This is a genomic window from Curtobacterium sp. Csp1 (assembly GCF_013347185.1).
The window spans coordinates 894,674-908,428 of record NZ_CP054594.1; the positions used below are offsets into that span (position 1 = coordinate 894,674).

The window sequence follows — 13,755 nt, forward strand, 5'->3', positions numbered from 1 at the left end:
TCTGCAGGTCTGTACGGTCTGACCATCCACGTCTCCGACCCGAAGGTCAGCATGCCCAAGATCGTCGGCCGCACTCTGCTGTGCGCCACGGTGGCCGCGACACTCCTCGCAGCGCCACTCGCCTCCGTCTCCGTCGCCAGTGCGAACACCGCCGGCACGGGTCTCGTCATCGCCGAGGCCTACCTGAAGGGCGGCAGCGCGAACGCCCTCTTCAACAAGAAGTTCGTCGAGATCGCGAACCCGACCGACGCTCCGGTCTCGGTCGACGGCTGGTCGCTGCAGTACCGCTCGGCGACCGGCTCGGCGGCGTTCAGCACGAGCGGCCTCGAGGGCACCGTCCCCGCGAACGGGACGTTCCTCGTCACGATGGCGGGCAACGGCGCGACGGGTGCTGACCTGCCTGCCGCGGACGACACCGCGACCCTGAACGCCTCGGGCACCACGGGCACGCTGGTCCTGTCCGACCAGTCCAAGGCGCTCACCCTGCCGACCGGCGCGATCGCGGCGGGCACCGCGGGGGTCGTGGACCTCCTCGGCTACGGTGCGTCGAACACCTTCGAGGGGCACGTGCGCACGGTCGACGGCGGAAACACCGTCCCGAACGGATTGGTTCGCCAGGGCACGGTCGACAGCGACGACAACGCGGCGGACTTCTCCGTCACGACGACACTCACGCCGACGAACGCCGCCGATGAGACGGCGCCGACGGACCCGACCGACCCGACCGACCCGACGGACCCCGGTGCTCCTGCCGAGGCCGTCACCATCGCGCAGCTGCAGGGCACGACGGACACCTCGCCGTACGTCGGCAAGTCCGTCGTCACGAAGGGGGTCGTCACCGCCGTGTACGCCACCGGTGGGTTCAACGGCTACACCGTGCAGACCCCCGACACCGGCGGTGCGATCGACTTCGGCACGCACACCGCGTCCGACGGCGTCTTCGTGTTCTCCTCGGCCACCGCGTCCCAGGTCGCAGCGGGCGACTACGTCCAACTCACCGGTTCGGTGAGCGAGTACTACGGCCTCACCGAGCTGAACGTCGCCGCCGGCGGCATGACGAAGCTCACCGAGACCGTGCCGGCACCGCAGGCCGCCACCGTCGCGTTCCCGTCCTCGGACGCGCAGCGCGAGTCGCTCGAGAGCATGCTTGTCGCGCCGCAGGGCGACTACACCGTCGCCGACAACTACACGACGAACCAGTACGGCGAGGTCGTCCTGGCGTCTGGTACGAAGCGGCTGATCCAGCCCACCGAGGTCGCCCGACCGGGCAGCGCAGCGGCCAAGGCGGTGGAGGCCGACAACGCCGCCCGCAAGGTCACCCTCGACGACGGTGGCAGCACGAACTTCCTGACCCAGGCGAACAAGTCGATCCCGGTGTCCTGGCTGACGCAGGGGCCCGTCACCGTCGGAGCAGCGGCGACCTTCACGAAGCCCGTCGTCCTCGACTACCGCAACGACTCGTGGAAGTTCCAGCCGACGTCGCCGATCACCGGGGCTACGGCGAAGACCGACCTGCCCGCGACGTTCTCGAACGTCCGCACGACGAAGCCCCAGGACGTCGGCGGCGACCTCAAGCTCGCCGGTTTCAACGTCCTCAACTACTTCCCGACGACGGGCGACCAGCTCACCGGCTGCTCGTACTACACGGACCGCGACGGCGACCCCGTCACGGTGAACTCCGGCTGCAACGCCCGTGGCGCCGCCGAGCAAGAGGACTTCGAGCGCCAGCAGGTCAAGATCGTCAAGGCGATCAACGGTCTCGGGGCCGACGTCGTCTCGCTCGAGGAGATCGAGAACTCCGCCGAGTTCGGCCAGGACCGTGACGCCGCCGTCGCCACCCTCGTCGGGGCGCTCAACGCCGCGACCGGTGCCGACACCTGGGCGTACGTGAAGTCGCCGAAGACGCTCCCCGCGAGCGAGGACGTCATCCGCCTGGCACTCATCTACAAGAAGGACCGCGTCGCACCCACGGGTGAGTCGACGATCCTCATCGACCCGGCGTTCACGAACGCCCGTCAGCCCGTCGCGGACGCGTTCCGTCCGGTCGGGGGCACGGCGGACGACGAATTCCTCGTGATCGCGAACCACTTCAAGTCGAAGGGGTCCGGCACCGGCGAGAACGCTGACCAGGGCGACGGCCAGGGGGCGTCGAACGCGGACCGCGTGAAGCAGGCGACGGCGCTCGCCGCGTTCTCCGCAAAGATGCAGACGCAGTACGGCACCGACAAGGTGTTCATGCTGGGCGACTTCAACGCCTACAGCCAGGAGGACCCGATGGTCGTCCTCGACGAGGCTGGCTACACCGACCTCGGGCCGGCGCTCGACTCGTCGGAGTGGTCGTACGTGTTCAGCGGCCTGAGCGGGTCGCTCGACCACGTGCTCGCCTCGCCGGCGGCACTCGCGACGGTGACGGGTGTGGACATCTGGAACATCAACTCGGTCGAGTCAGTGGCCCTGGAGTACAGCCGCTACAACTACAACGCGACGAACCTGTACACCGACGACGTCTACCGGGCGAGCGACCACGACCCGATCCTGGTCGGCTTCGACCTGACCGGCGACAGCACCCCGACGGACCCGGGCACGGACCCCACGGACCCGGGCACCGATCCGACCGACCCGACCGACCCTGGTACGGCTCCGGGTGCCGGTCAGACGCCCGCGCCGACCCCGGGTGCTGATTCGACGCCGGTCGCTCCGTCGGAGTCGTCCCTGACGGATGCGAACCGCGGAACGGTCACGGCGCCGTCGTCGGCTCGTGCGGGTGAGACGATCACGATCGGTGTCGGCACGCAGTACGCGGGGCAGCGGGTGAACGTGTGGATGTTCTCGACGCCGACGTTGCTGGGCACGGTGACGGTCGCGGCTGACGGGACGGTGCGGGTGACGATTCCCGCGGATGCGCCGGCTGGGCCCCACCGCACCGTGGTCACGGCTGCTGACGGGTCGCTGATCGGCTGGACGACGATCACCATCGACCCGGTGACGGGTGCGCTCGCGTTCACGGGTGCCGACCTGACGGGTGGCATCGCCGCGGCGCTGCTGCTCCTCGCTGCGGGTGCGGGTGTGCTGGTGGCACGCCGCCGCCGCGCCCGCGTCGCGTAACCAGAGGCCGGACGGGAGGCACGGTGCCAGCTGACACCGTGCCTCCCGTCCGCCGTGAACGCGCGTTCCGACCCATGGCGCGTGCGGTGGGAAGCCGAATCGCGCGTAGGTGGTCAGAAGTTCGGGCCTCCTACGCGCGTTTCGACCTCCTACGCGCGAAACGGCCACCCGGACCGAGCCGGTCGCGTTTGACCAGCGGGAGGCCGGTCCGGTAGGCTCTTTCCTTGGTCTGTGCGCCCCGTGCGCCGGACAGTCAGATGAGCCCTCCACCGGGCAGTTCCGCGTGCATCGCACGAGGAACACCCACCGGAGCGGGATTCACGGACTCCTCACCTCGACACGAAAGCAGCACTCCTGTGACTCGTACGTTCTCCCCGAAGCCGGCAGACGTCCAGCACGACTGGATCGTCATCGACGCGACCGACGTCGTCCTCGGCCGCCTCGCCACCCACGCCGCGGCGCTCCTGCGCGGCAAGCACAAGGCCACCTTCGCCCAGCACATGGACATGGGTGACCACGTCATCATCATCAACGCGGACAAGGTCGCCCTCACCGGCTCCAAGCTCGCGAAGAAGGTCTACTACCGTCACTCGGGCTACCCGGGCGGCCTCACCGCGACCTCCTACCCGGAGATGCTCGAGAAGCACCCGACCCGCGCCGTCGAGAAGGCGATCCGCGGCATGCTGCCGAAGAACACCCTCGGCCGTGAGCAGCTCAAGAAGCTGAAGGTCTACGCCGGCGCGGAGCACCCGCACGCCGCGCAGCAGCCCAAGGCGTACACCTTCGACCAGGTCGCACAGTAGTTCCGGCCACGACGACTTCAAGGACTGATACAACTCATGGCACAGATCGCTGACTCCCTCGACCAGACCCCGGAGAGCTTCACGACCGAGAGCGCGCCCGTCGCGTCCGAGTCCGCTCCCCGCCAGATCCTCAACGTCTCGGGCGGTGCCGTCGGGCGCCGCAAGGAGGCCATCGCGCGCGTCCGCCTCGTCCCCGGTGGCGGCACCTTCACGGTGAACGGCCGCACGCTCGAGGACTACTTCCCGAACAAGCTGCACCAGCAGCTCATCAACGACCCGTTCAAGGTGCTCGAGCTCCTCGGCGCCTACGACGTCACCGCCCGCATCACCGGTGGTGGCCCCTCGGGTCAGGCCGGTGCGCTCCGCCTCGCCATCGCGCGTGCGCTGAACGAGATCGACCGCGAGAACAACCGCGCCACCCTCAAGAAGGCCGGCTTCCTCACCCGTGACGCCCGCGTCATCGAGCGCAAGAAGGCCGGTCTCAAGAAGGCCCGCAAGGCGTCGCAGTTCTCGAAGCGCTAGTCGCCTGGCGAACCCGATCGCAATGCCGCGTCTGTTCGGTACCGACGGTGTTCGTGGACTCGCCAACGGCGAGCTGACGGCCGCGCTGGCTCTGGGTCTCGCCCAGGCCAGCGCGGCCGTGCTCACGCACGGACACCATGCGGACGCCCGCCGGGCGTCCGGTCGACCGCGCCCGCGCGCGGTCCTGGCGCGCGACCCGCGCGTCTCCGGCGAGTTCCTCGGTGCCGCGGTCGCGGCCGGGCTCGCCTCCGCCGGCGTCGACGTGCTCGACGCCGGGGTCATCCCCACCCCCGCGGCGGCCTTCCTGGTCGCCGACATCGACGCCGACTTCGGCGTGATGATCTCCGCGTCGCACAACCCGGCGCCGGACAACGGGATCAAGTTCTTCGCCACGGGCGGCCGGAAGCTCCCGGACGAGGTCGAGGACCGCATCGAGGCGGCCATGCACGACCAGTCCGCACCGACCCCGACCGGCGGCGACGTCGGCCGGATCACGCGCTTCGCCGACGCCGAGGACCGTTACGTCGTGCACCTGCTCGGCACGCTCCCGCACCGGCTCGACGGCATCCACGTCGTGCTCGACTGCGCGAACGGTGCCGCCGCCGGCGTCTCGCCCGAGGTGTTCGTCAACGCCGGTGCCCGGGTGACGCTCATCGGTGCCGACCCGGACGGCATGAACATCAACGACGGCGTGGGCTCGACGCACATCGACAACCTCGCCGCCGCGGTCCTCGAAGCCGAGGCGGACGTCGGCATCGCGCACGACGGCGACGCCGACCGGTGCCTCGCGGTCGACGCCGCCGGCAACGCGATCGACGGCGACCAGATCATGGCGATCCTCGCGCTGTCCCTGCAGGAGCGGGGGCTGCTGGCGTCCGACACGCTCGTGGCCACCGTCATGTCGAATCTCGGGCTCAAGCGGGCCATGGCGGACGCGGGCATCACGGTGCTCGAGACCGGCGTGGGCGACCGCTACGTGCTCGAGAAGATGACCGAGGGCGGGTTCTCGCTCGGCGGCGAGCAGTCCGGGCACATCATCTTCAGCGACCACGCGACCACCGGGGACGGTGTCCTGACGGGGCTGCACCTCGTCGCGGAGATGGCCCGCACGGGCAAGACGCTGCAGGAGCTCGCGTCGTGCATGACGGTCTTCCCGCAGGTGCTGCTCAACGTCCGCGGGGTCGACCGCCACGGGCTCGACGACCAGGGCGTGCAGGACGCGGTGACCGCCGCCTCTGCCGCACTCGGGGACGCCGGGCGCGTGCTGCTCCGCCCGTCGGGCACCGAGCCCGTGGTGCGCGTGATGGTCGAGGCTGCCTCGCAGGACGAGGCCCAGCGCGTCGCCGAGGAACTGGCGGCCGTCGTGTCCGACCGGCTGACGATCGCGGCGTAGGCGCCGCGCTCCGGCATCGACGGCTGGCGGCGCGGGCTGCTTCCGCACAACCGAACGCACCCCGAACCACGTGATTGCGTGGCGCGGGGTGCTCTCGGTTGTGCGGAGGACCACGGCGGCGCGCCGACGCACTGCGTCAGATCTTGCGGAGCAACACCGACGACACCTCGTGGTTCGCGCCCTTGCGGAGCACCAGGGTCGCCCGGGAGCGGGTCGGCAGCACGTTCTCGAGCAGGTTCGGCTCGTTGATCGCCCGCCAGACCTCGGTCGCCGTGCGCACGGCGTCCTCGCGGGACAGCGAGGCGAACCGGTGGAAGAACGAGTCCGGGCTCGAGAACGCCTGCTCCTGCAGGGCCAGGAAGCGGTCGACGTACCAGGACTCGATGTCCCGGGTCTTCGCATCGACGTAGATCGTGAAGTCGAACAGGTCGGACAGGGCGAGCCGCCCGTGCACCGGCGGCGCGAGCACGTTCAGCCCCTCGACGATGAGGACGTCCGGCTGCCGCACCACGATCTCGGCGTCGGGCACGATGTCGTAGACCAGGTGCGAGTAGTACGGCGCCCGCACCTCTGCCGCGCCGCTCTTCACCTGGCTCACGAAGCGCAGCAGCGCCCGCCGGTCGTACGACTCCGGGAAGCCCTTGCGGTCCATGATCCCGCGGCGCTCGAGCTCGGCGTTCGGGTACAGGAACCCGTCCGTCGTCACGAGCTCGACGCGCGGGGTGTCCGGCCAGCGCTTCGTCAGCTCGCGCAGCAGGCGGGCGACGGTGGACTTGCCGACCGCGACGGACCCCGCGACCCCGATCACGAAGGGCGTGCGTCCGGCGCGTTCGCCCAGGAACCGGCTGGTCTCGGCGTGCAGGTTCCGTGCGCCGGCCGCGTAGAGCGTCAGCAGCCGGGACAGTGGCAGGTACACGTCCTGCACCTCGCGGATGTCGAGCCGGTCCCCGAGGCCGCGCAGCTGCACGATCTCGGTCTCGGTGAGCGACAGGTGCTCCTTCGGCGCGAGCTGCGACCACTCGTCGCGCGGGATCTCCACGAACGGGGTCGGGTGCGCGACGGTGGCTTCCGGGATCGGCATGGGCACGAGCGTACCGACGGGAGGCGCGGATCACGTCAGCCGACCGGCCCACGTGATCCGTGCCTCCCGTCCGGTGTGGCGGTGCGCGTCCGGCGGACGCGCGCCGGTCGAGCGGACCGGACCGGACCGGACGGGACCGGGCCCGCCAGGCGGGCAGGGCCCGTCAGGCGGGCAGGGTGCGTCAGGCGGGCAGGGCCGCCTCGATGGCGGCGACGACCTCGGGGGCGTCCGGCTTCGTCGTGGGACGGAACCGGGTGACCGTGCCGTCCGGCGCGACCAGGAACTTCTCGAAGTTCCAGCTGACCCGGCCGGCCTTGCCGGACGCGTCGGGGGTCTCCTTGAGCGCCTGGTAGAGCAGGTGTGCTCCCTTGCCGTTCACCTTGACCTTCTCGGACATCGGGAACGTGACGCCCCAGGTCGTGGAGCAGTACTCGTCGATCGCCTCGGACGAGCCGAGCTCCTGCAGGAACTGGTTGCTCGGGAAGCCGAGCACCGTGAAGCCGCGCGGCCCGTACTGCCGCTGCAGTGCCTCGAGCTGTTCGTACTGCGGTGCGAGCCCGCAGCGGGACGCGACGTTCACCACGAGCACGGCCTTGTCCGCGAACTGCCCGAACGTGGTCTGCTCACCGTGCAGCGTCGTGATCGCGATGTCGTCGAAACGTCCCATGGTCCAAACGGTATCCCCAGTCCTGCGAGCGTGCAGGGTTGCTCCCCAGGCAGACCGTAGGATCGGTCGCATGTGTGGAATCGTGGGCTACGTCGGCACCAAGAGCAGCCAGGAGGTCCTCCTCGGCGGTCTCCGTCGTCTCGAGTACCGCGGCTACGACTCGGCCGGGATCGCGGTCGTCGACGGGTCGCACGACCTGGCCTCCGCGAAGAAGGCCGGCAAGCTGCAGGCCCTCGTCGACGAGCTCGCCGAGCACCCGATCGCGGACGGCGGCACGGGCATCGGGCACACCCGCTGGGCGACGCACGGCGGCCCGACCGACGGCAACGCGCACCCGCACCTGGCGGACGGCGGCAAGCTCGCGCTCATCCACAACGGCATCATCGAGAACTTCGCCCCGCTGAAGGACGAGCTCCTGGCCGAGGGCGTCACGTTCACGAGCGAGACCGACACCGAGGTCGCCGCGCACCTGGTCGGCCGGGCTTACCGCGAGACCGGTGACCTGACCACCGCCATGCAGCAGGTCGTGCAGCGGCTCGAGGGTGCGTTCACGCTCCTCGTCGTGCACGCCGACCAGCCCGGCGTCGTCGTCGGCGCCCGCCGGAACTCGCCGCTCGTGGTGGGGCTCGGCGACGGCGAGAACTTCATGGGCTCCGACGTCGCGGCGTTCGTCGCGTACACGCAGCGTGCCCTCGCGATCGGCCAGGACGAGATCGCCACGATCCGTCCGGAGGGCGTCGAGGTCGTGCACTTCGACGGCACCCCGGCCGCCCCGGAGGAGTTCGAGGTCAGCTGGGACGCCTCCGCCGCCGACAAGGGCGGCTGGTCGTCCTTCATGGCGAAGGAGATCAGCGAGGAGCCCGAGGCCGTCGCGAAGACGATCCTCGGCCGCGTGCACGACGGCGCGGTGACGCTCACCGACCTCGACCCGATCGCGGACCGCCTGGCCACCGTCGACCGCGTCATCGTCATCGCCTGCGGCACCGCCGCCTACGCCGGCATCCTCGGCAAGTACGCCATCGAGCAGTGGGCCCGCGTCCCGGTCGAGGTCGAGCTCGCCCACGAGTTCCGGTACCGCGACCCGGTCCTCGACGAGCGCACCCTGGTCGTCTCGATCAGCCAGTCCGGCGAGACCATGGACACGCTCATGGCCGTGAAGTACGCGCGGGAGCAGGGCGCGCAGGTCCTGTCGATCTGCAACACCCAGGGCGCCACCATCCCGCGCGAGTCCGACGCGGTGATCTACACGCACGCCGGGCCCGAGGTCGCGGTGGCCTCGACGAAGGCGTTCATCGCCCAGGGCGTCGCGCTCTACCTGCTCGGGCTGCACCTGGCGACCCTGCGCGGGACGCTGACGGCCGAGCAGATCGCGGAGCAGGTCGCCGAGCTCGAGGGGCTCGCGCCGAAGCTGCAGCAGACCATCGACGACGCCGCCGGGGTCAGCGAGCTGGCGAAGTGGATGGCGGACACCCGCAGCGTGCTGTTCCTCGGCCGGCACGTCGGCTACCCGATCGCGCTCGAGGGCGCGCTGAAGCTCAAGGAGCTCGCGTACATCCACGCCGAGGGCTTCGCCGCCGGCGAGCTCAAGCACGGTCCGATCGCCCTGATCGAGCCCGGTCAGATCGTCTTCGTCATCGTGCCGTCCCCCCGAGACCAGCGGTCCCTGCACCCGAAGGTCGTCTCGAACATCCAGGAGATCCGCGCCCGCGGCGCCCGGGTGATCGCGATCGCCGAGGAAGGCGACGCCGCCGTGCTCCCCTTCGCGGACGAGGTCCTGCGGATCCCGCTCGCGACGCCGCTCTTCGAGCCGCTCCTCGCCGTCGCGCCGCTGCACATGTTCGGCATGGAGCTCGCCGCGGCCAAGGGCCTCGACGTCGACCAGCCGCGCAACCTCGCGAAGTCGGTCACCGTCGAGTAGTCGCACGATGATCATCGGCATCGGGGTGGACGTCGTCGACCTGGACCGGTTCGAGCGGGTGCTCGACCGGACTCCGGCGATGCGCACGCGGCTGTTCACCCCGTCGGAGCTCCTGCGCGACGGCGAACCGCGGCCGAGTGCGTCGCTCGCGGCCCGGTTCGCCGCGAAGGAGGCGCTCATCAAGGCCTTCGGGTCGAGCGCCGGGCTCAGCTGGCAGGACCTCGAGGTCGTCTCCGACGACCAGCGGAACCCGTCGCTGACGCTCCGGAGCGGGGCGCAGGACGTCGCCGACCGGCGCGGGGTGTCGAGCGTGCACCTGTCGCTGTCGCACGATGGTGGGATCGCCACGGCGTTCGTGGTCATCGAAGGGGCAGGGGACAGGGTGTGAGTGCGTTCACCGGCATCACGGTCGACCGGGAGGCACTGATCGCCAACTACGCGACGGTCGCCGAACGGGTGGCCCCGTCCGGCGTCATCGCGGTCGTCAAGGCGAACGGCTACGGCCACGGCGCCGTCGACGCCGCCCGGGCCTTCGTGGACGCCGGCGCGGAGTGGCTCGGCGTCGCCGACCTCGACGAGGGCATCGCGCTCCGGCAGGCCGGCATCGACGAGGGAGTCCGGATCCTCGCGTGGCTGCACGCCCCGGACGAGGACTTCCGCCGCGCCGCCCGGTACGACGTCACGCCCGCGGTGTCGAGCGTCGACCAGCTCGCCGCGGCCGCCGACGCCGAGGTCCCGGTCGTGCACCTCTGTGTCGACACCGGCCTGAGCCGCAACGGCGCGGTGGAGTCCGAGTGGGCCGAGCTGTTCGCGACGGCCGGTCGGATCGCCCGCGGCGGTGGCCGGACCCGGGTCGAGGGCCTCATGTCGCACCTGTCGAACGCGTCCCGCGCGGACGACCTCGACCAGGACGCCGCGTTCCAGCGGGCGCTCGACGGTCTCGCCGCGAACGGCGTCGTGCCGGAGGTCGTGCACCTCGCCGCGAGCGCGGCGAGCATCGCGGTGCCGGAGACCCGACGGGACGCCGCACGGGTCGGGCTCGCGCTGTACGGGCTGAGCCCGTTCGCCGACCGTTCGTCCGCCGACCTCGGGCTCCGGCCCGCGATGCGCGTGACGGCCTCGGTGCTCCGCACGGTGCCGGTGCGTGCGGGCGAGGGCGTCAGCTACGGCTACACCTGGCGTGCCGAGCACGACACCCGCCTGGCGGTGATCGGACTCGGGTACGCCGACGGCTTCGACCGGGCGTCCGGCGGACACGTCTCGGTGCGGATCGGCGACCGGCGGTTCCCGGTCGTCGGACGGGTCGCGATGAACGCGATGCACATCGACGTCGGCGACGCGGACGTGCAGGTGGGCGACGAGGTCGTGCTCTGGGGCGACCCGGCCGACGGCGACCCCGCGATCGAGGAGTGGGCGGACGCGATCGGCACCATCAACTACGAGGTGGCCGCCCGGGTCGGCCGCAGCGTGGAACGGAGGACGACGTGAACGCGCCGCTGCGCCGGGCCCGGATCGACCTCGACGCCTACCGGTCGAACCTCGACCTGGTCCGGGAGTGGATGGACCCGGTCGAGGTCATGGCGATCATGAAGGCCGACGCGTACGGCCACGGTCTCGAGCCGATCGCGCTCGCCGCAGTGGACGCCGGGGTCCGGTGGATCGGTGTGCTCACGGTCCCCGCCGCGCTGCGCCTGCGGGCGATCGGCGTCGGCGAGGACGTCCGGCTGTTCACGTGGCAGCACGACCCGGCGCTCGACTTCCGCGACGCGATCGACTCCGCGGTGGACCTCGGCGTCTCGAACGCCGCCGAGCTGCAGCGCGTCGTCGACGCCGTCGACCAGCGACCCGCGCGTGTGCACCTCGGCGTCGACACCGGTCTGCACCGCGACGGTGCGACCGCGGAGACCTGGCCCGACCTCGTCGCGCTGGCGGTCGACGCGCAGCGCGCCGGACGTATCGAGGTCGTCGCCGCCTACACGCACCTCGCCGAGTCCTCGGACGACGACGACAGCGCCGCGGTCGCGCTGTTCGACGCCGCGGTCGAGCAGGCCGATGACCTCGGGCTCGACGTCCCGATGGAGCACGTCGCCGCGTCGCTCGCCGGCCTCGAGCGCAAGGAGTTCCGGAAGGACATGGTCCGGATGGGGGCGAACCTGTTCGGGATGCCCGGGGCGGACGGCGTCTCCGCGGCGGACCTCGGGCTCGAGCCCGTGATGACCCTGACGGCCTCGGTCGCGAAGACCAAGCGGGTCCCGGTCGACACCGGGGTCTCCTACGACTACACGTACCGCACGACCAGGGAGACGACCCTCGCGCTGGTGCCCGTCGGCTACGCGGACGGTGTGCCGCGCCGGGCGCAGGGGCGCGTCGAGGTGTCGATCGGCGGCCGCCGGTACCCGATCGCCGGCCGGGTCGCGATGGACCAGTTCCTGGTCGACGTCGGCGACGACGAGGTCCGGGTCGGAGACCCCGTCGTGCTGTTCGGGACGGGTGAGCACGGTGAGATGACGGTCCTGGAGTTCGGGGCGGCGGTCGACAGCATCGGCGAGGAGGTCACGTGCCGCATCGGCGCCCGCGTGCCCCGCGAGTACGTCGGCCACGAGGTCGAGGGCCGCGTCGGCTCGTGGCTCCGCGGCGACCACCACCACCGCGACCACCACCGCGGCGACCACCAGGCGCACGGGACGCACGCGTGAGCGCCGCGCCCCGGGTGCTGCTCGACACCACGGTGTCGACGACCGACGAGATGTCCGCGCTCGGTGCCCGGCTCGCCGGGGTCCTGCGCGCGGGGGACCTCGTCGTCCTGACCGGGCCGCTCGGCGCCGGGAAGACCACGATGACGCGGGGCCTCGGCGCCGCGCTCGGAGCCCGGGGGCAGGTGTCGAGCCCGACGTTCGTGCTCGCCAGGACCCACCCGACGACGGCCGGCCCGGACCTGGTGCACGTCGACGCCTACCGGCTGTCCGACCCGGTCGAGCTCGACGACCTCGACCTCGACTGGGACGGCGCGATCGTCGTCGTCGAGTGGGGTCGCGGGTTCGTCGACGGGATCTCGGACGACGTGCTCGACGTCGAGATCGTCCGGGCGACCGGCGGCGACACCGTCGATCCGGAGCGCGCCGCGTCGGCGGCGCCGCTCGACCCGGACGACGTCCCCGACGAGCCGCGTCGGGTCATCGTCACCGCGACCGGCCCGCGCTGGGCCGACGTCGCGCTCTGACCTCGCCGACCGAGCCGTCGAGCGGATCGAAGAAGAAGTCCGCGTCGGTCGGGTCGTCGACCGACAGCCACCCGAGCCGGGCCTCGACCATCGCAGCCAGTTCCGCCGGCGGCGTGTGCCCCCTCAGACGCCACTGCCCCGGGTCCCCTCGAGCATCCACGACCACGGCCGCACCCCCTCCCGTGGTGCTCCGGGTTCGGCGTCCGCTGGAACATCACCGGACAGCATCCTCGTCGATGCGACGACGGGGTGCAACCTCCGGGAGCGCCGCCGGGCTCAGGGCTTCCAGGAGGCGATCGTCACCCAGTCGATGTACAGGTGCCCCTTCTTCCCCCAGTTCCCGGTCTGGAACATGAAGCGGTGCGGGGTGGTCGCCACGTCGCGGGTCACGGTCTGCAGGACCCGGCCGTCCATCGAGTACGTCACCGATCGGCCCGGGATCCACTGCACCGAGTACGTGTGCCAGTCGCGCCACGACGCCTTGGTCGAGACGGCGACCGCCGACGCCTCCTTGCCGGGCGTCATCGAGTGGTGGAACGCGTACGGCACCTGGTCGAAGTTCCCCTCGGGGAAGTCCATCTCGCCGTCCGCCCACACGTTCGACTTCGGCCAGACGATGAAGGCCGCCCCGTTCCCGTCGCCACCCGTCGCCCGCGCCCGCACGGTGAAGGTCCCGCCGACGTAGTCCCAGGCGCCGCGCTGCGTCCCGAACGTGCCGGCGGCGCCGCGCTTGCCGTCCAGGGTGACGTCGAGCACCCCGTCGTGCGCGCTGACCTGCGAGCCGGACCAGTACTTGCCGTCGCCCATCCCGTCCGGGTAGGGCTGCCAGGCGTTCGTGTACCGCTTCGCGAACGGGCCGTCGGCGGTCGCCGGAGTGCTGAAGTCCTCGCGGAACGTCTGCGTGAACGTCCCGGTCGGCTTGGCCGGTGTCCCTGCCTGGGCGACGGACCCGGTGGTGAGCGGCGCGGCGACGAGGACCGCGGAGAGGAGGACCGTCGCGACGGACGCCCTGGTGGTGCGCTGCATGTGCTGCTCCCTCGGGCGCG

Annotated in this window: 12 protein-coding genes; 9 read left to right on the top strand and 3 right to left on the bottom strand. The window is 71.4% G+C overall.

What is annotated here, in order from left to right; translation table 11 throughout:
• The first annotated feature begins 51 nt into the window (after positions 1–51).
• The 4 genes from HUN58_RS04485 (at position 52) to glmM (ending at position 5,823) form a co-directional block, all read left to right on the top strand.
• Positions 52–3,105, top strand: a complete 3,054-nt coding sequence (locus HUN58_RS04485) for an ExeM/NucH family extracellular endonuclease (RefSeq protein ID WP_180225987.1) — start codon at positions 52–54, stop codon at positions 3,103–3,105.
• 356 nt (positions 3,106–3,461) lie between these two features.
• Positions 3,462–3,908, top strand: a complete 447-nt coding sequence (rplM, locus tag HUN58_RS04490) for a 50S ribosomal protein L13 (RefSeq protein WP_180225988.1) — start codon at positions 3,462–3,464, stop codon at positions 3,906–3,908.
• 36 nt (positions 3,909–3,944) lie between these two features.
• Complete coding sequence (gene rpsI, locus HUN58_RS04495) at positions 3,945–4,430, top strand: 30S ribosomal protein S9 (protein ID WP_180225989.1); 486 nt, start codon at positions 3,945–3,947, stop codon at positions 4,428–4,430.
• Between the two features lie 22 nt (positions 4,431–4,452).
• A complete protein-coding gene (gene glmM, locus HUN58_RS04500; RefSeq protein WP_180225990.1) occupies positions 4,453–5,823 on the top strand; it encodes a phosphoglucosamine mutase in 1,371 nt (456 codons plus the stop codon).
• Between the two features lie 136 nt (positions 5,824–5,959).
• On the opposite strand, the gene coaA is transcribed toward glmM, so the two are convergent.
• Positions 5,960–6,904 carry a type I pantothenate kinase gene (coaA, locus tag HUN58_RS04505; RefSeq protein WP_058743047.1) on the bottom strand — a complete coding sequence of 315 codons (945 nt, stop codon included), beginning with the start codon at positions 6,902–6,904 and terminating at the stop codon, positions 5,960–5,962.
• Positions 6,905–7,085: 181 nt separating this feature from the next.
• Positions 7,086–7,571 carry a glutathione peroxidase gene (locus HUN58_RS04510; protein WP_180225991.1) on the bottom strand — a complete coding sequence of 162 codons (486 nt, stop codon included), beginning with the start codon at positions 7,569–7,571 and terminating at the stop codon, positions 7,086–7,088.
• 70 nt (positions 7,572–7,641) lie between these two features.
• Between HUN58_RS04510 and glmS the strand changes: the two genes are divergently transcribed.
• Genes glmS through tsaE form a run of 5 tightly spaced genes read left to right on the top strand, consistent with a single transcriptional unit; the run spans position 7,642 to position 12,709 of the window.
• Positions 7,642–9,489, top strand: coding sequence for a glutamine--fructose-6-phosphate transaminase (isomerizing) (gene glmS, locus HUN58_RS04515; RefSeq protein WP_180225992.1), 1,848 nt, complete (start codon positions 7,642–7,644; stop codon positions 9,487–9,489).
• 7 nt (positions 9,490–9,496) lie between these two features.
• Positions 9,497–9,877 (top strand): holo-ACP synthase, encoded by a 381-nt coding sequence (locus HUN58_RS04520; protein ID WP_058743050.1) that lies wholly within the window; start codon positions 9,497–9,499, stop codon positions 9,875–9,877.
• Positions 9,874–10,977 (top strand): alanine racemase, encoded by a 1,104-nt coding sequence (gene alr / locus HUN58_RS04525; RefSeq protein ID WP_180225993.1) that lies wholly within the window; start codon positions 9,874–9,876, stop codon positions 10,975–10,977. Before HUN58_RS04520 ends, alr (HUN58_RS04525) begins: the two co-directional genes overlap by 4 nt.
• Positions 10,974–12,185, top strand: coding sequence for an alanine racemase (gene alr, locus HUN58_RS04530; RefSeq protein ID WP_180225994.1), 1,212 nt, complete (start codon positions 10,974–10,976; stop codon positions 12,183–12,185). The genes alr (HUN58_RS04525) and alr (HUN58_RS04530) overlap by 4 nt, the downstream gene beginning before the upstream one ends.
• Entirely contained in the window at positions 12,182–12,709 is a 528-nt protein-coding gene (gene tsaE / locus HUN58_RS04535; protein ID WP_254631622.1) for a tRNA (adenosine(37)-N6)-threonylcarbamoyltransferase complex ATPase subunit type 1 TsaE, read from the top strand. The genes alr (HUN58_RS04530) and tsaE overlap by 4 nt, the downstream gene beginning before the upstream one ends.
• 276 nt (positions 12,710–12,985) lie before the next feature.
• On the opposite strand, the gene HUN58_RS04540 is transcribed toward tsaE, so the two are convergent.
• Positions 12,986–13,735, bottom strand: a complete 750-nt coding sequence (locus HUN58_RS04540) for a glycoside hydrolase family 16 protein (protein WP_180225995.1) — start codon at positions 13,733–13,735, stop codon at positions 12,986–12,988.
• Between the last annotated feature and the right edge of the window lie 20 nt (positions 13,736–13,755).

Bases quoted from the DNA above. Each gene is read 5' to 3' on its own strand.
- HUN58_RS04485 (WP_180225987.1), top strand. From the start codon at position 52: ATGCCCAAGATCGTCGGCCGCACTCTGCTGTGCGCCACGGTGGCCGCG.
- rpsI (WP_180225989.1), top strand. From the start codon at position 3,945: ATGGCACAGATCGCTGACTCCCTCGACCAGACCCCGGAGAGCTTCACG.
- glmM (WP_180225990.1), top strand. From the start codon at position 4,453: ATGCCGCGTCTGTTCGGTACCGACGGTGTTCGTGGACTCGCCAACGGC.
- coaA (WP_058743047.1), bottom strand. From the start codon at position 6,904: ATGCCGATCCCGGAAGCCACCGTCGCGCACCCGACCCCGTTCGTGGAG.
- HUN58_RS04510 (WP_180225991.1), bottom strand. From the start codon at position 7,571: ATGGGACGTTTCGACGACATCGCGATCACGACGCTGCACGGTGAGCAG.
- glmS (WP_180225992.1), top strand. From the start codon at position 7,642: ATGTGTGGAATCGTGGGCTACGTCGGCACCAAGAGCAGCCAGGAGGTC.
- HUN58_RS04520 (WP_058743050.1), top strand. From the start codon at position 9,497: ATGATCATCGGCATCGGGGTGGACGTCGTCGACCTGGACCGGTTCGAG.
- HUN58_RS04540 (WP_180225995.1), bottom strand. From the start codon at position 13,735: ATGCAGCGCACCACCAGGGCGTCCGTCGCGACGGTCCTCCTCTCCGCG.